This is a genomic window from Rubinisphaera margarita (genome assembly GCF_022267515.1).
Taxonomy (GTDB): Bacteria; Planctomycetota; Planctomycetia; order Planctomycetales; family Planctomycetaceae; genus Rubinisphaera; species Rubinisphaera margarita.
Genome location: NZ_JAKFGB010000012.1, coordinates 434,730 through 457,547 on the forward strand (window position 1 = coordinate 434,730; position 22,818 = coordinate 457,547).

A 22,818-nucleotide genomic window follows, 5' to 3' on the forward strand; every position below is an offset into this window, starting at 1 on the left:
CGGACGGTAACTTAACCGGTCACAGTTGTGGCATTTTCCATCCCGTAGTGAGGCGTCCCCATGGCATTCCAGGAAGGTTGTCTGACGGTTTACCAGGCCGGAGTTCTGACGGTTGTCGGCTTCGGCGGCCAGGATGCGCTGGCCAATCTGAACCTGGCGGAGTGCCGGGACGATCTGGTTAAACTGATCAAGGAAAATCACTGCAAGACTCTCGCGTTCGATCTGACCGGCGTGCGGCTCATTCCCAGTGGCACGCTCGGATTGATTGCCGCGATGCGGAAACTGGACGTTGAAGTGCATATCTACAATCCGTCCGACGATGTTCGCGACGTGCTGGAGATTACTAAACTCGACACCCTGATCGAGGTCCACGAAGTCGACATCACCGGCTGATCCCCTGCAACGATCGGTTTCTGGATGTCCGCGGAATGAACTATGTCGCACGCCGAAGAGGATTGGACTAATCGTCGTGCGTGGCGCAGTCTCGTTGAACGCGTCGCCAGTCTTGTCGATAACGATTGCTTTGGCGCGGTAGGAATTCAAGCCCTCAATCGCGTGCATTCCCCGGTGATTCTTCGAGGGAACGCCCGGCCTGATGAACCCGTCACCGAGCAAAGCCTGTTTCTCGTCGCCTCGTTGACGAAGCCCGTGGTTGCAGCCGCGACAATGTCGCTTGTTGAAGCCGGCGTCATTTCGCTGAATCAGCGAGTCAGCGAGATTCTACCCGAGTGGAACCGAGGCGAACGTCGACGAATCACGATTCGGCAACTCTTGTGTCACGCATCGGGATTGCCGGATCAGCTTCCCAGCAACGTGGAGTTGAGAAATCAGAGAGCGCCGCTCGATGAGTTCTATCGGCTCACGACCGAGGTCCCGCTCGACTATCCGCCGGGGAAAGGGTCCCGCTATCAGAGCATGGGCTATCTCGTGCTCGGAAGGCTGATTGAGCAGCTGTCCGGAGAACCTCTTCCTGAGTTCGTCCGACGGACGATCTTCGAACCCCTGCAGATGCACAACACATTTCTGGGGGCGGCTGAGGGGCCGCAGCGATCAGCTGTTCTGCGGCGTGTCATCGACGTTCAGCTCCCACGCGAACAGGCAGATTGTTCCGGTCACTGGAACTCCGACTACTGGCGAAGTCTCGGTGCGCCTTGGGGAGGAATGCTTTCAACGCCGTCGGATGTACTGACGTTTTGCCGGGAAATGCTGGCCTGTTATCACGGGACAGGCAAGCTTTTGAGTTCGGCATCGGTTCGGGAAATGTGTGCCCCGCAACTCGAGTTCTTCGAAGAGATGCCGAAACGCGAACGCCGATTTCGCAGCTGGGGGCTCGGCTGGCGCCACAACTGGAAGTCGCATGCCGAGACGTTCGGCGATTGCCTCCCGCCCCTGGTGGTTGGTCACTGGGGGGCAACCGGCTGCCTGATGTGGATCGACATGCAGGCGGAATCGGCCGCGGTCATTTGCACGACTGTTCCGAGTAGCGAGTCCCGTTCTCAACTGGTCCGGCTTTCCAACCTCGTGCACACGGCGGTTCAGCAGTCTCAGGCTCACCGACAACTAACGACCTGAGACCCGGTGCCCTGCTTTTCCCGCTCTCAGATGTGAGAATAGAGCATTTTCATGCTTTTCCTGCAGTCGCATGGGCGCCAATCCTCTGCCATGCCGAGTTTGCTCCTGCAAACGTCTGCAGTCGAACTTTGAATTTGCTCTAGCTAGCCGCCAGAACGGTCAGCGGACGCGACCGTCGTTGACAAGTCCGCCTCGTTTGAAGACGATCATCGTTCTAAGAACTGACAACTTCTCCTGATGAAAGGCGAGCCCGGATGGGATCTTCAGCGAATGTGCAGCGACGGTCGTTTCTTCAGTCAACAGTAGCAGCTGGAGCAGCCGGTCTGTTTCTGACGGGGCGCGAGAGCACGGCTGCCGAGAAATCGTCGAAGAACCCGGCCATCCAGCCGGGAACGACAATTCTCTTTCAGGGAGATTCGATTACCGACGCTGGTCGCAAACGGGACCAGGCGGACACTCCGAACAAGCAGCCGGGCCTGGGCAACGGTTATGCCTGGATGGCGGCAGCTTCCATGCTGACCGGTCCCCAGGGAAGTTCGTTGACGATCTACAATCGCGGGATCAGCGGGAATAAGGTCCATCAGCTGGCCGAACGGTGGGATGAGGATTGCCTGGATCTCAAGCCGAACGTGTTGAGCATTCTGATCGGCGTGAACGATATCTGGCACCGTCTCAACGGTAAGTACGACGGCACGGTGAAGACGTACGAGGACGACTATCGGGCATTGCTGCAGCGGACGAAAGAAGCGTTGCCGGACGTCACGCTGGTTATCTGCGAACCGTTTGTACTGCGATGTGGCGCGGTGAACGACAAGTGGTTCCCGGAATTCGACAAGTTCCGGGCCTCGGCCGCGAAACTGGCCAAAGAGTTCGAGACCGTCTGGGTTCCGTTCCAGTCGGTGTTTGACGAAGCGGTTCAGTATGCTCCGCCGGAACATTGGGCGGGAGACGGAGTGCATCCCAGTTCCTTCGGCGCTTCGCTCATGGCTTCGTCATGGCTGCGGGCCGTTCAGAACGCCTGAATCCGAGATCCGGAAAGTCGTGCCCTGTGCGCTTCACGAAGACACTCCGTCTGGCCGTTCCCGCTCAGTTTGCCTTCGACTGGCACGCCCAGCCAGGAACGCTGCGCCGTCTGCTTCCGCCATGGGAGAAGATTACGATTCACTCGGCTGCCGAGGGAATCCGTGACGGTGCTCGCGTAGTCATGTCGGTGCCGGTGGGGCCATTTCGGAAGCGATGGGTCGCCGAACATACAGGCTATCAGGAGGGGCGAGAGTTTACCGACATCCAGATTTCGGGCCCCTTCAAGTCGTGGCGACATCGGCATCTCTTCCAGCCGATCGACGACAGTTGCTGTGAGCTGGTCGACGAGATCGACTACGAGCTGCCGCTGGGGCCGCTGGGAAAAACGGGAGCGTCTTTCGCCCGCAGGCAGCTGGAACAGATGTTCGAGTACCGGCACGCCAGGACTGCGGCGGAGATTGAAACGCACTATCGGTGGCGAGACAAACCTCGAATGAGAGTGCTGGTTTCCGGCTCCACCGGACTGATTGGCACGACGCTGGTTTCCTTCCTGCGGTCTGGCGGGCACGAGGTTGTCCGACTGGTTCGGGACCGCGACGCAGCCGAGGACAACCCGCATGCCATCTTCTGGGACATCAAGGAAGGCGAGATCGATCGGCTCGAACTGGAAGGCTTCGATGCGGTCGTGCATCTGGCTGGAGCGGGGATCGCTGATCATCGCTGGACCACGGCCTACAAAGACACGATCAAAGAGAGCCGTGTCAAATCGACAAAGTTGCTCGCTGCGATGCTCTCGACGTTGAATCAGAAGCCGAAAGTCTTGATCTCCATATCTGCCACCGGCTTCTACGGAGACCGGGGCGACGAGGTTCTCACCGAGGATTCGCAGTCCGGAATCGGGTTTCTGCCGGAGGTGGCCCGAGCATGGGAATCGGCGGCTGATCCCGCTCGGACGGCTGGCATACGAGTGGTTCATCCCCGTCTCGGGCTTGTCATCACGCCCACCGGCGGTGCGCTGCAGAAGATGCTGACTCCGTTCAAGATGGGGCTCGGCGGCGTCGTCGGTTCCGGCAGGCAATTCTGGAGTTCGATTTCAATCCACGACGTCGTGGGAGCAATTCATTACGCGATGATGCAAGAGAGACTCCAGGGGCCGGTCAATCTCGTGATGCCAGAAGAGATCACCAATCGGCACTTCACGAAGACGCTCGGACGGGTCCTCAACCGTCCGACCATTTGCCCGGTCCCCTCCTTTGGGGTCAAGCTTGCCATGGGCGAACTGGGGGACACGCTGCTGATCGACAGTGCCCGCGTCCGTCCGGTCAAACTGCTGGGACACGGTTACGAGTTTCAGACCGGAACGCTGGAAGAAACTCTGCGACAAGTCCTGGGACGATTGTAGACGGCGACCCGAACGCTGTTGTCAGTCGATCTCTCGAAGTCCAGTATTGTCCTTCAGCAATTCCAGAGCACTACGCAGACGGGGTGTGTAGCGGACGCCACAATCAAAGGACCGATCCGTCAACTGTTCGCGGACCGTCGAATTGGTCGACGAAAACACGACTGATCCTCGCAGGTCCATCAGGAGCAGACTGACGGCAACAACTTCCTCCAGCGCGTACTCCGAAAGTGAGTTTACGTTCTGAAAGTCGAAGACGAATCGCGGCTGGGTGGGAATCTCTGAGACGATCATCGACAGGTGTTCGATGAAACGGGGCGTGTTCGGCACATCAGTCTGACACAACTTCAGGACGTGGATTGTCGCACCATCCTTTCTTTTCAAACGTGCATGAAGTTTGACGCGAATGTCGCCCCAGGCGGCGTTCTCATCGAACGGGCTCGACGGCATGATCATAGATTGATTCCATCACGATTCACTGTCCTTCCGCCCCATGCCTTCGCTGACAGGGACAGGAGACGAACGGATGATGATCCTCTGTGGAGGAGTCGTCGTTTATGCAGTTCGTCAGAAGCAGTGTAAACCGAGAGAGGGAACGAAGAACGGCGATCGGAACCGAATCGGAACTGAACTGTCCTGGTTTGGATTCACTCTGTTCCGATCGCGGACTTTCGCGAGAGTTCAGGTTCATTCCGTTAATGCGTCAGATGGCCCGAAATCGTCCGGACGCCTGCTCTTCGGTGCGACATGGGAGCGGCAATCAGAATCGAGAGTTTCGCGGACGACTGCTCTTTCCGGTTCCGATCAGCCATCGAACCTAGCGAGCCGTCCAGCCCCCATCGACCGTCAGCATACTTCCTGTAACATAACTCGACGCCGGGCTGGCTAGAAAGATCGCCGCTCCCTGAATCTCGTGCATCTGGCCCCAGCGATCGAGCGCGACGGCTCCGATGATGTATTTCTTGGCTTCTTCGGTATCGGCGATGGGCTCATTCATCGGCGTCAGAAAAGGGCCGGGGCAGATCGCGTTGACGGTGATTTGGTGCGGGGCAACCTCAAGAGCCAGCGAGCGGGTGAACTGAACCACGGCTCCTTTACTCGTTGCGTAGGGCGTTCGGTTGGCGAGACCCACCAGTCCCAGCGTGCTGGCCAGATTGATAATCCGCCCGGAGTTCTGCTCCTTCATAACGGGAATCACTTCGCGGGCGCAGCGCCAGAGACTGTCGACATTGACGTCCTGCACTTTCCGGAATTCCTCGAATGTGAGTTCGTCGATCGCGCCGCGAATGTTGATGCCGGCGTTGTTGACCAGAATGTCGATCCGTCCGAATTCTTTGAGGCAGCGGGGGACGATCTCAGAAACTTCGTGGGACTTCGTCACATCGACGGCCATGCCGATGGCTTTGATTGGATACTCGTCTGCAATGCGGTCAGCCGCCTGCCGAATTTCCTCGGCGTTCCGGCTGATCAGCAGCAGATTGGCTCCCGCCGAAGCCAGGCCAGCCGCCATCGCTTCCCCCAGGCCTTTGGAGCCCCCCGTGACGATCGCGACTTTCCCTTTGAGTTGGAACTGATCGATACCAGGCCAGCGAGGCATGAGGAACTCCTGTTACTACGGGGTGTTATCAGGTCGTATGGGATACTCGCGATCAATATTCACATTGATGTGTCGTGCGTGTTGATCTATGGCGTCGGGAAAGTCGGTGCGGTAATGGACGCCGCGTGATTCTTCCCGTTCCAGAGCCGACGTCAGCATCAGTCGGGCGACCAGCAGCATATTCTGTAGCGACCAGCCGTCGACGTTGTCGAATTCCTGGCCGGAGACATAGCGGTCCCAGAACTCGACCTGTTTCAGGGCATCGGTCAGCCCTTCCCGATCGCGGCGAATGCCCGCCTGTCGCCACATCAGACTCATCAGCGAGTTTCGCACGTCGGTCAGGTCGAGATCGGTCTGTTCGTCCGACTTGTCCATCCCGTCGTCGCGGATGGGCATCGCGCAGAAATGATCGGCAATGTTGTGTGCCTCGTGTGAAGCCGCGGCTCCAGCGGCTCGCCCATGATATAGACCTTCGAGCAGACTGTTCGAAGCGAGGCGATTGGCTCCGTGGAGTCCACTGGAGGTGACTTCGCCGGCGGCCCACAGGCCAGGCAGAGAGGTCCGCCCTTCATGATCGATGACGACGCCGCCGATCATGTAATGAGCGCCTGGGCGTACCGGGATCAAATCGACAGCCAGATCGAGACCGAACTTTCGGCAGACTTCCGCAATATTGGGGAAGCGATCGGCAACCAGCGACCGATCGAGATGTCTCAGGTCGAGATAGACAGACGAGTGCCGCGTCTTGTCCATTTGAGCGGTGATGGCTCGGCTGACAACATCACGGGGAGCAAGTTCGCCGGCGGAGTCGTAATCCTGCATAAACCGGTAGCCGTTCGCATCGACCAGATGGGCTCCTTCACCGCGCACGGCTTCGGAGATCAGATGTCGCGATCCCCCGGCGATGTAGAGAACGGTCGGATGGAACTGCATCATTTCCATATCCCGAAGGACGGCTCCCGCCCGGAAGGCGATTGAGTGTCCATCCCCGGTGGCGATTTCCGGATTTGTCGTTTCCCGGTACAGCCGCCCTGCTCCGCCCGTTGCCAGAATGGTTTGCTTGGCCCAGATGAACGTCTTGCCGTGATGGGGATTCCACACCAGGGCGCCGACGCAGGCGCCGTTGAGGGTGAGCAGATCGATGGTGAAAGTTTCTTCCCAGATCTGACAGTCGGTGTGGGTTTTCACGCGTTCGATCATGGCCCGCATGATCTCCCGGCCGGTGGCATCGCCGAGGGCATGAATGATCCGGCGGTGACTGTGCCCGCCTTCCTGAGTGAGTGCCAGAGTCCCGCCGACTTCATCGAAGTTCGCCCCGAGGGCGATCAACTCGCGAACGACGTCAGGAGCCGCCTCGGTGATCTCTTCGACGGTTTTAACATCGCAAAGCCCTTTCCCGGCCGCGATGGTGTCCCGGGCATGATTGGACACGTGATCGCTCGGGTCGAAAACGCCGGCGATACCTCCCTGGGCCTTCCAGCTATTGGAGACTTCGACCCGTCCTTTGGTGAGGATGGTGGTCTCGAGCTTTCGATCGACGCTGAGTGCGGCTCGCATGCCTGCGATGCCGCCGCCGATGACGAGCACGTCCGTAAACGCATGAGGGATGCGTTTCGGATTAAAGTGGACGAGATATCGTCGAGACAGAGGGAGAGTAAGCTCAGTATTCAATCGTCGGTTCCGCTACGGTGGACTGGGTTCCTACCAGCGTACCGGATCGGGATCAGATTGTCATCGACGAGAAGCCGCCATCGACCACGAGATTCTCACCGGTGATGAAGCTGCCGGCATGATCGGACGCCAGCAGCAACACGGCTCCGGCCAGTTCCTGCGGTTCGCCGAAGCGATTGGCCGGGGTGTGCTTCATGATCGAAGAGACACGATCGGGAGTGAGCACCTTCTTGTTCTGCTCGGCTGGAAAGAAGCCCGGCGAGATCGCATTCACGCGGATCCCCTGCTCGGCCCATTCGCGGGCGAGGTTCTTCGTCAAATTCAGCACGGCTGCTTTGGAAGCCGAGTAGGTGAAGACACGAGACAGCGGAATCAGAGCTGACATCGAAGCAATATTGATGATCGAGCCCTGTCGATCTTCGTCCAGCCAGTGCTTGGCGAACGTCTGACTGGCGACGCGAACGGAGCCGAGATTGATGTTGAAAATTCGATCCCATTCTTCATCGGGGATATCGAGGAATGGAGTGGCCGCGTTGACGCCGGCACCATTCACGAGGATGTCGGGAGCGTGGCCGGAAGAGACACACTGATCGAGCAGAGCCTGCACCGATTCGCGCGAGCTGACATCGACGGCTGCGAATTCTCCTGCTCCGCCTGCCTCTTTCAGGGCTTCGACGCGGGCGTTCCCTGATTCCTCAGAACGACCAGCGACAATCACATAGGCCCCGGCTGCTGCCAGACAATCGCAGATCGCTCCGCCGAGAACTCCGGTGCCGCCAATGACGACCGCAGTTTTTCCATCGAGACCGAACAGCTGTTGCAGATAAGAAGCAGACTTGTCGCTCATAAGATGTCTTACACTTTCGGAAGAGCAGATTGCGGGCAGAGAACGAGGTCGGGCAACCTCGGCATCGAAAGGGAACATTGCCGGGATACGCTTCGCCGATCCCAGCCTGCCGATCACTATGATTCGCCATCGATTTTCGAGGCTCTATCGTATCAGCCGATGAACTCGAGATCGACTGGATGATCGATAATGCCCTGGTCGTAACCTCGCTTCAGCAGCGTGGCGACGGCTTTGCGGCCGGTTTCGCCGAAGTCGAGCGTCCAGTCGTTCACGTACATGCCGACGAATTTATCGGTCAGTTCCGTGTCGAGATCGCGACCGTATTTCATCGCATGTGCGAGAGCATCTTTGCGATGAGCCAGGCCGTATTCGATGCTCTGCTTCAGATAGGCCGTGACTTCTTCCATCACTTCCTGTCCCAGGTCGCGACGAATGGCATTGCCACCGAGGGGAAGAGGAAGTCCGGTATCTTCGTACCACCAGACGCCAAGATCGACGACCAGTGAGAGGCCCTGCGTTCCGTAAGTCAGCTGACCTTCGTGAATGATCAGACCGGCGTCGACCTTACCCTGCTCGACGAGATTCAGGATTTCATCGAAGGGATGTTCGACAAAGTTCGCATCCTGCCCGATGAGCAACTGGAGAGCGAGATAGGCTGTGGTCAGCTTTCCGGGGATCGCGATCGTCTTGCCTTTGAGATCTTCAATCGCCATCGGTTCGCGGGCGACGACCATCGGGCCGTATTTGTCACCCATGCTGGCTCCGCAGGCACACAGAGCGTATTTGTCAGTCAGGTAGGCGTATCCGTGAAGACTGACTGCGGTCAGTTCGAGCTCGCTGCGGAAGGCTCGCTGATTCAGTGTTTCGATGTCCTGCAGAACATGCGTAAAGCGGTACCGGCCGGTGTCGATTTTGTCGTTGGCCAGCGCGTGGAACATGAACGCATCGTCGGGATCGGGACTGTGGCCGACCTGAATCAGGATTTTGTCATCCGCCATGGAAAAGGTGTCGCATTCTCGAGTAATAGTTCACAGATGAGTCCGGTTTCCCCGCAGAGAAACCCTGCAGCGGAGCTGAATTACCGCTGCAAACAGGCATTGCGCCTCCTTGGGGAACGGTACAACTTCGCTCTGCAGAAAGCAAATGAGCCGAATTGCCGCACTCAGCCGAGAATCCGTTAGAATTCACCGCTATGAGTACCCCGTCCGAAACCACTGCAGCACTGAAACAGGCGTCACGAGACCTTGGCTTCGATCTCGTCGGAATCGCCCCGGCTCTGACGCCGGTGACATTACCCCGGTTTGAGGATTGGGTTGAAGCTGGTTACGCCGGCGAAATGCATTACATCGAACGCCGACGGGGTGCCTATTCGCATCCCAGGCACGTCCTGCCCGTTGTGGAGAGTGTGGTCATGCTCGGCATGTGCTATGACCCGGGACGCACCGACAACGAGCAGGCTGCGGGCTCCGGCAGTCCTGGTCAAATTGCCCGCTATGCCCGCGGAAGTCGCGATTATCACGATGTCATTCGGGACTCGCTGAAACAGTTGGCGGCTCGACTGCATGAACTTGTCCCCGGCAGCCGTACACGAGCGGTTGTCGACACCGCTCCCTTGCTGGAGCGGGATTTTGCCCGGCAGGCGGGGTTGGGATGGTTCGGCAAGAACACGTTGCTCCTCAATAAATCTCTCGGCAGTTACCTGTTCCTCGCAGCCCTGCTGACGGACGCTGAACTCGTGCCTGATGAGCCGCATGAGACTGCTCATTGTGGGACCTGCACCCGCTGTCTGGAGGCCTGTCCCACGGAAGCGTTTGTCGAACCGGGACTTCTCGACGCTCGTCGCTGCATCGCCTATCTGACCATCGAACTGCGAGACAAGCCGATCCCTGAGGAACTTCGATCCGGGATCGAGGACTGGCTGTTCGGTTGCGATGTCTGCCAGGAAGTCTGCCCATGGAATCGGAAAGCACCGGCTCCTCAGACCGGTGAGTTCGAAAGTCTGCCGGACCAGCCGAAGGCGGCGGAGTTTCTGGCGATGACTCCGGCCGCTTTCAAATCCCGGTTCAGAGGGACGCCACTGGAGCGGACAGGACGCGATACGCTAGCTCGCAATGCCGCTGTGGTGCTCGGGAATTCCGGGGCGAGCGAATGGTCGGACGCTTTGCGGCGGGCGGCTGGCGACGAGTCTCCGCTGGTTCGAGAGGCGTCCATCTGGGCGCTGACGAAGCTCAAGGGAGTGGAAGTCGCTGGTTTTCTCCGCGAACTGCGGGAGTCGGAACAGGATTCGCTGGTTCTCGAACGGCTGGAGACTTCTCTGCAACAGCTGCAGGAGGGCGAGGCGGCTGCCGTCGACCCTGTTTGACTCCGATAGAGGGCCGCCTAGAATGGCCTGAATTGATACAAGCGAGCCCAGTTGGCGTTGAGTGATCAGGCTTCTGTCCGATCTTCAAACCGGGTTATCGCGTAGACATGAACGGATCTGATGATGGCTGACTGGTTTGTCGCGCTTCCCGTTTACAATGAAAAGTCTCACATTCCGGCGATTTTGGACGAAGTCGGTCGCTATGCCGACAATATTCTCGTTGTCGATGATGGCTCCAGTGATGGCTCCCGGGAACTGCTCGAACAGCGATCGGATATCACGCTCATCAGTCATCCCGAGAATCGAGGCTATGGAGCCGCTCTGATCACCGCTTTCGATTTCGCAGTCAAGAACGGCCTGGACGGGATTGTCACCATCGATTGCGACGGGCAGCATCAGCCGAAACTGATCCCGGTGCTCATGGAACGGCTGCTGCGCAATGAGTTCGAGCCAATCGACATTGTTTCCGGAAGTCGCTATCTGAAGGAATTCACCGGAGATAACTCTGCTCCCGAGGACCGTCGACGAATCAATTTCGAGATCACCGCTCAGCTGAATGAACAACTCGGGTTCAATCTGACCGATACCTTCTGTGGCTTTAAGGCGTACCGCACATCGGCTCTGGAGAAGCTGGAGATTACCGAGACAGGTTACGCGATGCCGCTTCAGTTCTGGATCCAGGCCGCCTGTGCCGGATTGAAGATCGAAGAGTACCCCGTCCCACGGATTTATCTGGAAGAAGAGCGATCCTTCGGGGGTTCGCTTGATGATGCCCGCCGCCGGATGGCACACTATCAGGATGTGATTTCCCGGGAGCTGAAACGTCTGGCCCCGCGGTGTGGTCAGATTCCAGTGCTTCAGGCCTCGTCGACGGACTCCTGAACTTCAGGGCGTCGACAGGTAACAGATTGAAGATCTCGCGGGGCAGCGGCTTGGTGAATACAGATTCGGCGATTCAGGAAACGACAGATTGCGCCCAACGACTGACGGCGTCACAGTATCGTGCGCCGCGTGGTGACTTGGAGATTTTCCTGCAGCCGCCCCTTGCTCAGACCGTGGAGCGGATTCTGGCCAATCGGCAGCAGTTCCAGCAGTCCGACCTCGTAATCTGGGGCCGCCCACTTGGCGACTGGCGGCGACTGGCCCGTCAGGAGTTTCTTCAGCAGGCTGCCGGCGGGGCCCTTCCGCAGGGAATCTGCGAACATGCCCCGCTGATTCTCACCGGACATCAACCCGAGTTGTATCATCCCGGTGTGCTGCTGAAGAACATGCTCGCTGGATTCCTCGCCGAGGCCGTGGATGGCTGTGCGGCGAACGTGACTGTCGATTCCGATGTCGTGAAGTCCCGTCGGATGACACTGCCGACACTGACCGATGACCAGCTGGAAAAAAGTTCGCTGGTTATCGACGAGTGGACGTTCGGCTCGCCGTGGGAAGAGACCGGCATCGTCAATCAGGAGCTGTTCGAGTCGCTCCCCGAACGAGTTTCGCGGAACGTCGCTCCGCTGTCTCAGTCTTCGCTTCTGCCCCCCTTCTGGGACGAAGTCGTTTCGCGAACCGCGGAACGGAACGATCTGGTTGATGGCCTCATCGCCGGGCGTCAATACATCGAGCATCGTCTCGGACTGCAGAATCGTGAGACCCGGCTGAGTCGAATCGCCCAGTCTGAGACCTTCCTTTGCTTTCTGGCCGGAATTATTGGGGACGCCGGGAAGTTCTGCCGCGATTACAACCAGGCGCTGTTCGACTACCGGGCCTGTTACGATCTGAAGTCCGACTCTCACCCCATGCCCGATCTGGTCATCACCCAGGATCTGACCGAACTTCCGTTCTGGGTCTGGAGCAGTGAGAACCCCAGGCGGAAAGGGCTGTTTCTGCGAACGACCGGGAACGTGCTGGAACTGACCGATCGGAATGGCTGGAGCGTTCAACTTCCCGCGGATACGACCGACTCGGGGCTGAATCGGGTTGAGTTTTTGCGCGAGATCGCCAGCCAGGGCATCAAGATTCGTTCCCGGGCTTTGCTTACAACATTGTATTTGCGATTGTTCGTGGCGGACTGGTTCATTCACGGCATCGGGGGCGCCAAGTACGATGAAATTACCGATGATCTGATCTGCCGGTACTTCCGCTTTCCGCCGCCCGATTATCAGGTTGCGTCAGGGACGGCGTACCTGCCACTGAAACGTCGGATTGATCCCGATGAAGCGGACCCCGTCGAACTGCAGGCCCGCCTGCGGCACGCAGAGGAAAACCCGGAACTGCTTCTCACAGTGGAACAGCGGGAACAGATTGCCGATCGCCTTGAAGAGAAGCAGACGTTGATTCGCCAACGGGAAGAATCGCGAACCGAAGGGCTGACTAAGCGCCAACGTCGCGAACTCCGTCCACGTAATCAGGAACGGCACGAACGTCTGAAGCAGATTCGATCTGAACTGGCTGCTCTGGCCGAGCAGCCGCTCCAGGAACTTCGGGAGCAAATCGCGACCGCCAGGGAGCTTCAGTCGCAGCGAACTGTCTCGGCTGATCGCGAATATCCTTTCTGTCTGTATCCTCTGTCGAAGCTGCAGGAGTTGCAGCACGCCCTCACCGGACGGGGCACTGCCTGATTGAGCCGATCCAATGCCCTTCCCCAAGGCTTAGAGAACTGATTCCACTTATGTTCAACCGCTTCCTGCCAGCCGTCTGCATCGTCTGTCTTTCCGTACTCCTGACTCCGTTCACTGCGACGGCTGCTGATGCGATGGAAGCCCATCGACTGGAAGAACAGCGGATCCTCGAAGAGCTGTCCTACTTTGCCGCCGACGCCATGGAAGGACGGGATACAGGAAGCGAGCAGCTGGTGGAATGTGCGAATTATCTGCGCTCGGAGCTTCAGAAACTCGGCTATGCCTTCCCCGCGAACGAAGATGATGGATATCAGGAATTCTCGATCTCCGCTCCGCCCGAACAGGGACCGGCGAATCAACTTAAAGTCAGCGGGGCTGATCAACTCGAGTGGATGAATGACCGGGATTATCGCGTCTGCGCATTCGGAGGAAGCGGTGCCTTTGCCGGTCCGCTGGTTTTTTGCGGCTACGGGATTGACGATGCCGAGAACAACTTCGACGAGTTCGCCAACGTCGACCTGAAGGGAAAAGTCGCCGTCATCATGCGGCGGGTACCGCGGCAGACCGAGCACGGCAGTCTGTATGTGGGTAAGAACGGCACAATTGACGTGAACCGAGCTGGACTCCGGACGAAATTTACAAACGCCCGCGAACGGGGAGCCGTGGCTGTGCTGTTCGTGAACGATCCCCACTCCGTCAAGAAAGATGAGAAGGACGAACTGTTCGAGTTCGGTTATGGAGGAGGCGGCAAGCCGGAGGAAATTCCGATCTTCCAGATCACCGTGGCCGCTGCGGATCTGCTGCTGAAAGCGACCATGGGACATTCCCTGGAAGATATCGAATCGGCCATCGATCGGACGATGCAGCCGCTCAGCCAGGATCTGAAAGGTGTGCGGATCGAAGGGACGGCTGATCTCGATTTCTCCAGCACGAGAACTGGCAATGTGGTTGCTGTGCTCGAACCGCGAGATGCCGATCTTCGAGAGACAATCGTGGTTGGCGCTCATTACGACCATGTCGGCTGGGGGAAATACGGTTCCCTGGCGCCCGGCACTCGGGCAATTCACAACGGAGCGGACGATAATGCTTCGGGTTCCGTCGCGCTGCTGTCGCTGGCCCGTCGGCTGGCGGAGAAGTCGGGCAGACTCGACCGACGGATTGTGCTGATCTGGTTCGCTGCGGAGGAACGGGGCCTGCTCGGATCCAAGCACTACGTCGATGCCCCGCTGTATCCGCTGAGCGACACGATTGCGATGATCAATCTCGATATGGTCGGTCGGATGTGCGATGAGAAACTGACTGTCTTCGGCGTCGGGTCGTCCGATGTGTGGAATCCATGGTTGGATAAGATCGAACAGGAGACCGAACTGAATTTCTTCCGCGAGAAGAAGGCTCTGGGCCCCAGCGATCACGCTCCGTTTTATGAGAAACAGATTCCGGTGCTGCATCTGTTCACAGGCCTGCATGGCGATTACCATCGCCCGACTGATGATGTGGAGGAGATCAATACGCAGGGAATGCGGCGAGTTGTCGACGTGCTCGAAGAGTTGACTCTGAATCTGGCCAATGCCCGGAAGCGACCCAATTACATTGAGAACAAGAAATGGATTCAGGTCGGACGCCATGCCGGCGGGCGGCCGTTCGTGGGAATCATTCCCGATCTCTACGCCTCCGTCGACGGACTCGTCGTTCAGGACGTTGCTGAAGACAGTCCCACGGAAACGGCCGGGCTGCAGCGGGGCGATGTCATCGTCGCGGCCGGAGGCCAGCCCATTCGGACACGAGCGGATTTCTGGAACCTGATTGATCGCCATTCTCCGAAAGAGACGATTCCCCTCGAATTCCAGCGCGAAGGCACGCGGATGTCTGTTGAGATCAAGCTCGGCAGTCCGCGGTGATTGCGTTTTCCCTTCTGAACGGTAATTGAAAGCAGGCAGGCATGTGGTTCACTGAAAATCCCTGGCCGGTGGTGGTGATCTGTCTGATTGTGACCGCGATCTTCGCCGCCCGTGCGATTCAGACCGGGCTGGGACGAAACTGGCTGCTGGCCGGTCTGGGGGTGCTGCTGGCTGTGGGAACCTATCTGGCCGAACAGTCGATCGTTACCCCAGCCGAAGAAGTTGAACGTCGCGTTCACGAGGCGATCGCATACTGCATCGAGGGAAACGTGAACTCGGTGCTGGGAATGATCTCCGAGGGGCAGCCGGGAATGAAAGCCGTCGCCGCTGCCGGACTCGCGATGGCTGACATTCACGAGGACATGCGGATCACCGACCTGAATGTGCGGATGACGGCGGAAGACTCGCGGGCGATCAGTCACTTCCGTGCGAATGGGACGATCTCTGCTGGAGGGATCTCCATGACCGGTCACGCCACGACGCGGTGGGAAGTCACGTGGCAGCAGGAGAACGGGGAATGGAGAATCGTCGACATCACCCGACTGCATCCCATTAACGGCGAGCCGATGGAAATCCTGCGAGCGTCGGAAACCTGAGAGAGTGCCACCCGGGGAAATTTTCGAAGTTTTTCTCGAACCGGCGAAAATTGCGCGAGGTGTTCATCTGGTGACATCCGTCATGTGTGACGGAGGCCAACATGAAGATTCATCAGAAACTCTTTCTCGCAGCTTGTGTTCTCTCAACCTTTGTCGCGGCGGTCAACGTCGCCTACTGGGCAGGCTTTGACGACGGTTTCACGGTGAAGTATCGGCTACGCCCCTCGCAGCAATCGCAGATCGTCGGAGAACTCGTTCGCAACCGGTAAGTGCGAATACGGATCTTTCGGAACGCCGATCGCTTGGGGCAATGAAAAAAGCGGAGCCGAGGAACGTCATTCCTCTGCTCCGCTTTTCTGTTTTGCCGGTGAACAAGCACCGAAGTGGACAGGGCGGGAATCGAACCCGCGACACCAGGATTTTCAGTCCTGTGCTCTACCAACTGAGCTACCTGTCCGGCTGTCCGCCTCACGGGCGGCCAATGGAAAGAACGTTATAAGGAATCATTCCGGGGCTTGCAATCGAATGTTGGCAACTTTTCGAACCGGTCTGCTGAAGTGACGGGCTTTGTACGAATTACTGTTGTCCCGGCTTAAAAGGGATTCCATTGCCCTGCTCTTGTCCGCACCAGTCGATTCTGCCAACATGGTATGGTGAAACGATTTTCGCGAAATTGAGGACCAGACATGCGAGCTTCCGGCCGATTCCCCCACCCCCCTGCACTTCTGCCCTGGCGACATTTTCTCGCGAGCTTTGTGGCACTGGTTGGGTTTGCTCTCTTCGCGGCTTCTGCTCAGGCCTGTCCTTTCTGTTCCGCACCTCAGCTGACGCTGGCTGAACAGATTGCTCAGTCGGATGCGGCGGTGATTGGCGAGTGGCAGTCCGGAGTCGCTCCCGACTTCGATGCCGGCACGCCCGGTTCCACGACTTATCGTATCGAAAAAATCATCAAGTCCTCTGCAGCCGAATTGGCCGTCGACCAGACGATTACCGTGAAGGAATACTTCCCCGGCGAGCAGAAGCAGTTTGCACTGTTAATCGGTAATCAGGATCTTGGGGTTTCACGGTTGATCGAGACGTTTCAGTCGCTCGTTTCCCGCCAGGTTCCAGCCGCCATGGCTGTCGAACTGAACTGGCTGTCGCCGCTCGATATTTCTCCTCAGGGATTTGAGTATGTCGCTAATGCGCCGGGACCGGAAAACGATCCCAAAGAGCGTCTACGATATTACGTGAAGTATCTGGAAGCGAGCGATCCCCTGGTGGCAGATGATGCCTACGCCGAGTTCGCCAATGCTCCTTATGAAACCATTGTCGCTGTTAAGGACGCTTTTCCGCGTGAAAAGGTTCGCAACTGGGTCTTCAGTGAAACGACTCCGGTCACTCGACTCGGGTTGTACGGGCTGATGATCGGCCTGTGCGGAACCGCTGAAGATCAAGAACTGCTCCGCGAGAAGGTCGTTCGTAACGATGAAGATTTTCGACTGGGGATCGACGGCGTCATGGCCGGTTACCTGCTTCTCTCCGGAGACGCCGGGCTGACTGCTTTGGAAGATGCCAAACTGAAGCCGTCGCTGCAAACTCCGAGCCCGGTTCCGTTCAGTGAAACGTTCGCGACGCTGCAGGCCATCAAATTCATGTGGGAGTACGGACAGCCGACCATCTCTCCTGAACGACTGCAGGCTTCGATGCGGATTCTGCTGAAGCATCCGGATCTGGCCGACCTGGTGATTATCGACCTGGCTCGCTGGGAAGACTGGACACTGCTCGATGACGTCAAAGTGATGTATGGGGCCGAGCCGTACGATGTGCCGGCTATCAAGCGGGCGATTGTCGGCTACCTGATTGCCTGCACAAAACAGAAGCCAGAAGATCCGGCTGCCGAAGTTCCCGCCTTCGTCTCGGAAGCCGAGGCATTTCTGGCGGAACTCGAAGAGACAGATCCCAAAACCGTGAAGACGGCTCGTCTCCTATTTCGCTAGAGCAATTTCAAAATCGGCTGCAGGAGAAGCATAAGGATGCTCTAGAGTCGTTGAGTCGACACGACGGCGTAGCCGTTCCGACTGCGGCAAATGCGATGTTCCAGGTGGTGAATCGCACTCTTCCGCGGTCGAGCGATCCGCTTCCGGGATCGCCAATCTCTCACGATAAACCATGACTCGCAATTGATTTTGAAAGAGGTGAGATGCCATCAGATTCCAGAGTCGAGGCCTGGCAGCAGGCGATCGCAGAGGCCGAACTCGGAGGATGGTTGCTCTATGATTTTCGCGGGACCAATCCGCTCGCAAGGAGTGTGCTCGATCTGACCGAGCGGCATCCGGGCTCTCGTCGCTGGTTCTATCTCATTCCTGCCGAAGGCGAGCCACTGCGAATCGTGCACGGGATCGAAACCGATGCCCTCAGTACCCTTCCCGGCGAACTCAGGATCTATCGCAACTGGCGCGAACTGCACGAGATTCTCAAGAACGCTCTTTCTCCTCTGCAATCGGTGGCGATGGAGTATGCCCCTTATGGGAACAACCCTTATGTCTCCCGCATTGATGGCGGCACTCTGGAATTGATTCGCACGATGGGACCGCAGATCGTCTCGTCGGGCAATCTCATTCAGCAGTTCGAAGCCCGACTGACCGCAGCACAGTGGCAGTCGCATTTGCAGGCCACAGAAGTCACGACGTCGGCCTTTGAGATGTGCTGGAAGTTCATCGCCGAGAAGACCGCTAATGGCGGTCGGGTGGCCGAACTCGATGTTCGTGAGCGCATCCTGGAGCATTTCGAAACGCGGAAGATGACCACCTACTCGCCGCCCCTAGTCGCCCGTCAGCCCGGGAATCGATTGCCTCACTACGAGACCGGAACCGGAGACGATACCGAGATCCGCCAGGGGGATCTGGTCATGATCGACATGTGGTGCAAATCGGAGGAAGCGGGCAGTATTTACAGCGATCTGACCCGAATGGGGTATGTCGGCGCTGAGGTTCCCGATCAATATGCTTCCGTCTTCGAGATCGTCACGCGGGCTCGCGACACGGGTGTGGAACTCGTGAAAAATCGCTGCGCTACCGGAGATCTGCTGGCTGGGTGGGAAGTGGACGCAGCCGTGCGGGAAGTGATTACGTCTTCGGGCTATGGCACGTACTTCCTGCATCGAACCGGCCACAGCCTCGGCCGCGAAGTGCATGGCAATGGTGCCCATCTCGATGACTTTGAGATGCGGGAAGAGCGTCTACTGCTGCCCGGTTCTCTGTTCACGATCGAGCCCGGAATCTACCAGGATACATTCGGGCTTCGCAGCGAGATCAACGTGTTCATTGACGAGAATTGTCAGGTGCACGTGACAGGCGGGCCGGTCCAGACGGCGATTCAGCCGATCGTCTGACGGGCGACTTGGACATCGCAGAGGCGAGTCGCTATCGTGCCGATGCCGCGTACGCAAACGCGCACTGGACTCTTCACTCAGCTCCCGCGGCGCGGGATATCAAGCGGAACCGAATCAATGAACGATCACATCACGATTGGAATCAATGGAGCAGCCGGCCGAATGGGACGGCGAATTGTGGCCGCTGTTTCGAGTCAGAAAGACATGAAACTGGCCGTGGCCCTCGACTCGGCTGGTTCGACCTGCATTGGACAGGACGCTGGAGAGCTGGCGGCCATCGGTCCGATTGGTGTGCCGGTGACGAGTTCCTCCGATCCATTCGAAGCCCCCGATGTGATGATCGATTTTTCCGTTCCGGACGCCTGCCTGCATATCGCACACATTTGCGAGGAGCGTCGAATTCCACTTCTGGTAGCGACGACCGGTCTGACCGACGAGCAGAAGGAGACCGTGCTTGGTTGCTCTCAAACGGCTCCCGTTCTGATCGCTCCGAGTACGAGCACAGCTGTGAATCTGGCGATGAAGCTGGTTCGAGATGCGTCTCGTGCCGCGAAGAACATTTCGGACGGAGTCGATGTCGAGATCATCGAGCGGCACCACCGCTACAAAGAAGATGCTCCCAGCGGGACCGCTCTGAAGTTCGGCCAGATTGTGTCCGAAGAGATGGGCCAGGATGATCATGTCCACGGTCGCGAAGGGCGAACCGGTCAGCGGAAGCAGTCCGAGATTGGTTACCACGCTCTGCGGACTGGAGACAACGTTGGCGAGCACACAATTGTCTTTGGCATGCTCGGCGAGACGCTGGAGATCTACGTGCGCGGTCATACCCGCGACAGCTACGCATTCGGAGCTGTGAATGCGGCCCGTTTCCTCGCAAAGCAGAAAGCCGGGCTGTATTCGATGGACGACGTCCTCGGCTTCTGATCGAATCCGGATTCGTGTCTCGAGCAGATTAAAAATGCGACTGCAGGAGAGACATGAAAATGCTCTACTGCGACAGGCTTGCGAAATCCTGAGTCGGGCGACGCACCTTATTGCTGCCCGGTTTCGTCGGAGCCGCCTCCGAAATTGTCGTATGCGCCCGTACGGGGACGGTCAGGCTGTTGTCCAGATTCAGCTTTGCTTCCATCACTGCTTCGCCAATGTCGGTTGTCGTCAGCGTCAGGGGAAATTCAATCGACTTCCCGGGAGCGGGGACCTGGATCCGGCGAGTCAGCTGCCTGCCCTGTTTCACTTCGAGACCCCGGACCAGTTCAATACTCATGTCGGAGGGGCGGAAAGTTTTGTCGCTGTTGTTCCGCACCGAGAATTGAGCTTCAAACTCCTGTCCCTGTTCGACCCGGACAGGAACGGTAATCTCGACCGTCACATCGGGCACGAAAACACGCGTCGCCGCAGCCAGAGTTTCGACGACCTCCAGCGAAGATTGCGACGTGAATGTGGCGCCCCCGCTCGTGGCATCGCAGGTGATTGTCAGGACGCGCGTTTCATGAGGAGCGAGATCTTCAATGGTCCACGTCAGTTGATCGTCGACCATTGTCGCTGGCGGCTGCGTTTCCAGAACGCAGGAGAGGTCGGCCAGATGCTCGGTAATCAGTAACTGATCGATGTGACGCGAGCCATCGTTAACGAGCTCAAGCACGTAAATGAGCGGCTGCCCGGCCGTGGTGTGAGCGGGAACCTTCTTCATTAGTTTGACCTGTTGACTCGATCTCTGGCTGGGCCGGGTGGTGGTCAAGACCGTATCGCGGGAACCGGAAGGAACGATTTCGCTCCGAGCTTTGCGAATCGCCTGATCTTGCCAGCGCGATTGAGTCACCGGGAAGAAGTCGTCTGCAGCAGGGCCCGTCGGCGTATGCCAGCGGTTGCCGGCGTACAGATCGGCCAGCGGAGCGGCTGCGTACGAGCTTTGTCCGAATCGCGTTGAAGTGACTTCGGCGAAATCAAAGTCGGGTGTGAACGCAGTCGTCGCGACATCTCCCGCCAGCACTGGCTTGCCGGTGACAGTGGGAGGCGGAGTCGGTTTCTCTGGGGGTGCCCCGAACATCGCGAAGGGATCATCGAATACTTCTGGTTCCACGGGGGCAGATTCTACCGGCTTCTCCCAGGCGACCTGTGCGATTTCCACCGGGTACGAGGTTTCAATCACGCGGGGAGAAAGAGGCGTCACTGTATCGAGCACGATCTCTTCGGGTTCCGCGGGTTGCAACTCCGCTTGAACAGCTGCGACGCGTTGGATCGTCTGCGGTTGCGGCCGGGCGACGGTGGGCTGCTCCATCGAGCCGAGGAACAGGATAAAGACGAGGAACAGCGCGAGGTACCCGGCGATCGCCGTGATCCGCCAGGGACCTTCCTCTTCCTCAGCCTGCAGCAGTGCGTAGCCGTAAACAGCCCAGCGACGACTGTAGCGGTTCCAGTAATCGAACGTTTCTGGAGATTCTTCCCGCGACCAGTCCGGCGGATAGGGCATCGAATGCACTGCGCGACTCCTTTCGGCAGATGGAAAGTCAAGATCTGTGCGGGGAATGTAATTTCTACCAGCGGTCGAACACAAGACCGGTTTTTATTACCAGCCATTGTGTGAGAGGAAGTACGGCGAACAAGATGTTGTGTGGCCATGCGTGCATGTCGTGCCCCAGGGTCTCGCCAGGAAAGTGAAAAGACTTCGGGTCAAGGTTGACTGGTGGATATTAAGGGATTGTAATAGATGTTCACGAACTCTCTCGATGCGTTCATGATTTGGGCATTCGCCCTTCTGTTTTCCTCTTCATGGTAAGGACTCCTAATATGCTGCGCACCTTGGTCTCTTCGCGCACCGATTCACCCACTCAAGCGCGAAACTTTTCAAGTCGATCCGCGTTTACGCTGATCGAACTGTTAGTCGTGATTGCAATCATCGCCATTCTGGTGGCATTATTGCTCCCAGCTGTCCAGCAGGCCCGTGAAGCCGCCCGCCGATCAAGCTGTAAGAACAATCTCAAGCAGGTCGGTCTTGCACTTCACAACTACCACGATGCCCACAAGCAGTTTCCGCCGGCTGCGATTCATATGACCGCCAGCACCGCTCCGGAAAGCTGTCGGGACGCGAACTGGGGCGCCACCTGGGTGCTGATGCTGTTCCCGTATATGGAACAGGGAGCCCTGTACGATCTTTACGACTTCGAAACGCGGGCTCGCGACGGGAATGCGACGACTGGAAACAATCAGGTGACACGGCGACGTGTTTCGACCCTGATGTGCCCCAGTGCGCCCACGAACTGGAGCATGCTGACTCAGGACTTCAACGGGTTTGAGAAGATCACCTATGGAGCGAACGTCGGCGCTGGATACCTGCTCCAGCGTAGCCACTTCAACAACTCGACCTTCAAGGGGCCGTTTAGTGTTGTGGGAATGTACGGGGCCAAGTTCCGCGACATTACCGACGGTACCAGCAACGTAATTCTGATGAGTGAAATCGTCACTGGAATCGGCGGTGGTGACGACAAAGGGGCCTGGGGATGGTGCTCGGGACCGACGTTTTCTGGACGCCGCGGGAATGGGGGAGACACCATTCTGACGCCGAACACGACCCGCGTGACGGACGCTTCGCACTATGCGTCCAACAACAACAGCGATCCGGAGTTCAATCGTCGGAATAATCCCGATGCGGGGGCGAACTCCGGTGTGGCGGCTCGTTCTTATCATCAGGGCGGTGTGCAGGCCACACTGGGCGATGGTACGGTTCGATTCATCTCCGAAAACATCGACCAGGATACGTGGACGAGATTGCTGGCGATCCAGGACAACCAGGTCGTTGGCGAATTCTAATCGCGAAACCTCGCTGGCTCACAGGGCGATCTGACAATGTTCAGATCGCCCTTTTTTGTTGGGC

Annotated in this window: 20 protein-coding genes and 1 tRNA gene; 14 read left to right on the top strand and 7 right to left on the bottom strand. The window is 58.0% G+C overall.

Going from position 1 to position 22,818, the window contains the following annotated elements:
* Positions 1 to 60: 60 nt before the first annotated feature.
* The 4 genes from L1A08_RS10250 (at position 61) to L1A08_RS10265 (ending at position 3,997) form a co-directional block, all read left to right on the top strand.
* Positions 61 to 393 carry an STAS domain-containing protein gene (locus tag L1A08_RS10250; RefSeq protein ID WP_238756288.1) on the top strand — a complete coding sequence of 111 codons (333 nt, stop codon included), beginning with the start codon at positions 61 to 63 and terminating at the stop codon, positions 391 to 393.
* A 42-nt stretch (positions 394 to 435) separates the two neighbouring features.
* Positions 436 to 1,572 (top strand): serine hydrolase domain-containing protein, encoded by a 1,137-nt coding sequence (locus tag L1A08_RS10255; RefSeq protein WP_238756290.1) that lies wholly within the window; start codon positions 436 to 438, stop codon positions 1,570 to 1,572.
* Between the two features lie 254 nt (positions 1,573 to 1,826).
* Positions 1,827 to 2,594: an SGNH/GDSL hydrolase family protein gene (locus tag L1A08_RS10260; RefSeq protein ID WP_238756291.1), complete on the top strand. Its 768-nt coding sequence runs from the start codon at positions 1,827 to 1,829 to the stop codon at positions 2,592 to 2,594.
* 26 nt (positions 2,595 to 2,620) lie between these two features.
* A complete protein-coding gene (locus L1A08_RS10265) occupies positions 2,621 to 3,997 on the top strand; it encodes a TIGR01777 family oxidoreductase (protein WP_238756293.1) in 1,377 nt (458 codons plus the stop codon).
* A gap of 21 nt (positions 3,998 to 4,018) precedes the next feature.
* On the opposite strand, the gene L1A08_RS10270 is transcribed toward L1A08_RS10265, so the two are convergent.
* From L1A08_RS10270 to L1A08_RS10290, 5 genes are all read right to left on the bottom strand, one after another.
* Positions 4,019 to 4,450 carry a hypothetical protein gene (locus L1A08_RS10270; RefSeq protein WP_238756294.1) on the bottom strand — a complete coding sequence of 144 codons (432 nt, stop codon included), beginning with the start codon at positions 4,448 to 4,450 and terminating at the stop codon, positions 4,019 to 4,021.
* A gap of 361 nt (positions 4,451 to 4,811) precedes the next feature.
* Positions 4,812 to 5,591: an SDR family NAD(P)-dependent oxidoreductase gene (locus L1A08_RS10275; protein ID WP_238756295.1), complete on the bottom strand. Its 780-nt coding sequence runs from the start codon at positions 5,589 to 5,591 to the stop codon at positions 4,812 to 4,814.
* A 15-nt stretch (positions 5,592 to 5,606) separates the two neighbouring features.
* On the bottom strand, positions 5,607 to 7,262 hold the full coding sequence (nadB, locus tag L1A08_RS10280) for an L-aspartate oxidase (RefSeq protein ID WP_238756296.1): 1,656 nt from the start codon (positions 7,260 to 7,262) through the stop codon (positions 5,607 to 5,609).
* A 52-nt stretch (positions 7,263 to 7,314) separates the two neighbouring features.
* Positions 7,315 to 8,109, bottom strand: a complete 795-nt coding sequence (locus tag L1A08_RS10285; RefSeq protein WP_238756298.1) for an SDR family oxidoreductase — start codon at positions 8,107 to 8,109, stop codon at positions 7,315 to 7,317.
* Positions 8,110 to 8,261: 152 nt separating this feature from the next.
* Positions 8,262 to 9,107 carry a menaquinone biosynthesis family protein gene (locus L1A08_RS10290; RefSeq protein WP_238756299.1) on the bottom strand — a complete coding sequence of 282 codons (846 nt, stop codon included), beginning with the start codon at positions 9,105 to 9,107 and terminating at the stop codon, positions 8,262 to 8,264.
* 194 nt (positions 9,108 to 9,301) lie between these two features.
* Here L1A08_RS10290 and queG point away from each other — a divergent pair, with 194 nt between their 5' ends.
* The 6 genes from queG to L1A08_RS10320 all read left to right on the top strand — a co-directional run bounded on the left by queG (position 9,302) and on the right by L1A08_RS10320 (position 15,843).
* Positions 9,302 to 10,471 (top strand): tRNA epoxyqueuosine(34) reductase QueG, encoded by a 1,170-nt coding sequence (gene queG / locus L1A08_RS10295; protein WP_238756301.1) that lies wholly within the window; start codon positions 9,302 to 9,304, stop codon positions 10,469 to 10,471.
* A 123-nt stretch (positions 10,472 to 10,594) separates the two neighbouring features.
* Positions 10,595 to 11,353, top strand: a complete 759-nt coding sequence (locus L1A08_RS10300; protein WP_238756303.1) for a glycosyltransferase family 2 protein — start codon at positions 10,595 to 10,597, stop codon at positions 11,351 to 11,353.
* A gap of 53 nt (positions 11,354 to 11,406) precedes the next feature.
* Positions 11,407 to 13,080 (top strand): hypothetical protein, encoded by a 1,674-nt coding sequence (locus L1A08_RS10305; RefSeq protein WP_238756305.1) that lies wholly within the window; start codon positions 11,407 to 11,409, stop codon positions 13,078 to 13,080.
* 50 nt (positions 13,081 to 13,130) lie between these two features.
* Positions 13,131 to 14,978, top strand: coding sequence for a M20/M25/M40 family metallo-hydrolase (locus L1A08_RS10310; protein ID WP_238756307.1), 1,848 nt, complete (start codon positions 13,131 to 13,133; stop codon positions 14,976 to 14,978).
* 41 nt (positions 14,979 to 15,019) lie between these two features.
* On the top strand, positions 15,020 to 15,574 hold the full coding sequence (locus L1A08_RS10315; protein ID WP_238756308.1) for a hypothetical protein: 555 nt from the start codon (positions 15,020 to 15,022) through the stop codon (positions 15,572 to 15,574).
* A gap of 101 nt (positions 15,575 to 15,675) precedes the next feature.
* Positions 15,676 to 15,843, top strand: a complete 168-nt coding sequence (locus tag L1A08_RS10320; RefSeq protein WP_238756309.1) for a hypothetical protein — start codon at positions 15,676 to 15,678, stop codon at positions 15,841 to 15,843.
* 115 nt (positions 15,844 to 15,958) lie between these two features.
* Here L1A08_RS10320 and L1A08_RS10325 read toward each other — a convergent pair.
* A tRNA-Phe gene (locus L1A08_RS10325) sits at positions 15,959 to 16,031 on the bottom strand.
* A 229-nt stretch (positions 16,032 to 16,260) separates the two neighbouring features.
* Here L1A08_RS10325 and L1A08_RS10330 point away from each other — a divergent pair.
* The 3 genes from L1A08_RS10330 (at position 16,261) to dapB (ending at position 19,871) form a co-directional block, all read left to right on the top strand.
* Positions 16,261 to 17,553 carry a hypothetical protein gene (locus L1A08_RS10330; protein WP_238756310.1) on the top strand — a complete coding sequence of 431 codons (1,293 nt, stop codon included), beginning with the start codon at positions 16,261 to 16,263 and terminating at the stop codon, positions 17,551 to 17,553.
* 203 nt (positions 17,554 to 17,756) lie between these two features.
* The gene (locus L1A08_RS10335; protein ID WP_238756313.1) at positions 17,757 to 18,947 is read left to right on the top strand and encodes a M24 family metallopeptidase; all 1,191 of its coding nucleotides are present in this window, start codon (positions 17,757 to 17,759) and stop codon (positions 18,945 to 18,947) included.
* A 117-nt stretch (positions 18,948 to 19,064) separates the two neighbouring features.
* A complete protein-coding gene (gene dapB / locus L1A08_RS10340) occupies positions 19,065 to 19,871 on the top strand; it encodes a 4-hydroxy-tetrahydrodipicolinate reductase (protein WP_238756314.1) in 807 nt (268 codons plus the stop codon).
* Between the two features lie 64 nt (positions 19,872 to 19,935).
* Here the strand turns inward: dapB and L1A08_RS10345 are convergent, their stop codons facing one another.
* A complete protein-coding gene (locus L1A08_RS10345) occupies positions 19,936 to 21,426 on the bottom strand; it encodes a hypothetical protein (RefSeq protein ID WP_238756315.1) in 1,491 nt (496 codons plus the stop codon).
* Positions 21,427 to 21,734: 308 nt separating this feature from the next.
* On the opposite strand from L1A08_RS10345, the gene L1A08_RS10350 reads away from it, so the two are divergent.
* The gene (locus L1A08_RS10350; RefSeq protein ID WP_238756316.1) at positions 21,735 to 22,754 is read left to right on the top strand and encodes a DUF1559 domain-containing protein; all 1,020 of its coding nucleotides are present in this window, start codon (positions 21,735 to 21,737) and stop codon (positions 22,752 to 22,754) included.
* Positions 22,755 to 22,818 lie beyond the last annotated feature (64 nt).

Bases quoted from the DNA above. Each gene is read 5' to 3' on its own strand.
- L1A08_RS10290 (WP_238756299.1), bottom strand. From the start codon at position 9,107: ATGGCGGATGACAAAATCCTGATTCAGGTCGGCCACAGTCCCGATCCC.
- L1A08_RS10260 (WP_238756291.1), top strand. From the start codon at position 1,827: ATGGGATCTTCAGCGAATGTGCAGCGACGGTCGTTTCTTCAGTCAACA.
- queG (WP_238756301.1), top strand. From the start codon at position 9,302: ATGAGTACCCCGTCCGAAACCACTGCAGCACTGAAACAGGCGTCACGA.
- L1A08_RS10320 (WP_238756309.1), top strand. From the start codon at position 15,676: ATGAAGATTCATCAGAAACTCTTTCTCGCAGCTTGTGTTCTCTCAACC.
- L1A08_RS10315 (WP_238756308.1), top strand. From the start codon at position 15,020: ATGTGGTTCACTGAAAATCCCTGGCCGGTGGTGGTGATCTGTCTGATT.
- L1A08_RS10270 (WP_238756294.1), bottom strand. From the start codon at position 4,450: ATGATCATGCCGTCGAGCCCGTTCGATGAGAACGCCGCCTGGGGCGAC.
- L1A08_RS10350 (WP_238756316.1), top strand. From the start codon at position 21,735: ATGCTGCGCACCTTGGTCTCTTCGCGCACCGATTCACCCACTCAAGCG.
- L1A08_RS10250 (WP_238756288.1), top strand. From the start codon at position 61: ATGGCATTCCAGGAAGGTTGTCTGACGGTTTACCAGGCCGGAGTTCTG.
- L1A08_RS10255 (WP_238756290.1), top strand. From the start codon at position 436: ATGTCGCACGCCGAAGAGGATTGGACTAATCGTCGTGCGTGGCGCAGT.
- L1A08_RS10285 (WP_238756298.1), bottom strand. From the start codon at position 8,109: ATGAGCGACAAGTCTGCTTCTTATCTGCAACAGCTGTTCGGTCTCGAT.
- L1A08_RS10275 (WP_238756295.1), bottom strand. From the start codon at position 5,591: ATGCCTCGCTGGCCTGGTATCGATCAGTTCCAACTCAAAGGGAAAGTC.
- L1A08_RS10335 (WP_238756313.1), top strand. From the start codon at position 17,757: ATGCCATCAGATTCCAGAGTCGAGGCCTGGCAGCAGGCGATCGCAGAG.
- L1A08_RS10300 (WP_238756303.1), top strand. From the start codon at position 10,595: ATGGCTGACTGGTTTGTCGCGCTTCCCGTTTACAATGAAAAGTCTCAC.
- L1A08_RS10310 (WP_238756307.1), top strand. From the start codon at position 13,131: ATGTTCAACCGCTTCCTGCCAGCCGTCTGCATCGTCTGTCTTTCCGTA.
- dapB (WP_238756314.1), top strand. From the start codon at position 19,065: ATGAACGATCACATCACGATTGGAATCAATGGAGCAGCCGGCCGAATG.
- L1A08_RS10330 (WP_238756310.1), top strand. From the start codon at position 16,261: ATGCGAGCTTCCGGCCGATTCCCCCACCCCCCTGCACTTCTGCCCTGG.